A 211-nucleotide genomic window follows, 5' to 3' on the forward strand; every position below is an offset into this window, starting at 1 on the left:
CCGTGGCCGTGCCGCTGATCGTCACCGTGCCCACCGGGGCGTCGTTGACGTTGAGCACCGCCGTTGTCGCGGCGCTCTCCACGTTCTCGAGCGTGCCCTGGAGGTCGGTGTAGCTGGCCACCACCGTGATCTGCTTGCCTACTTGCGCCTGGCCCAGCGTGACGCTGCCGCCCGTGGCGAAGGCCACGCCGTCGGCTTCCCAGCTGTAGCT

Annotated in this window: 1 protein-coding gene; it reads right to left on the reverse strand. The window is 69.7% G+C overall.

What is annotated here, in order from left to right:
• On the reverse strand, positions 1-211 hold a 211-nt coding region (locus tag AAHB17_RS24710), incomplete at both ends, for a hypothetical protein (RefSeq protein ID WP_342133711.1).

The sequence above is a fragment of the Hydrogenophaga sp. OTU3427 genome, assembly GCF_038440225.1.
In the GTDB taxonomy this organism is placed as follows: Bacteria; Pseudomonadota; Gammaproteobacteria; order Burkholderiales; family Burkholderiaceae_C; genus Hydrogenophaga.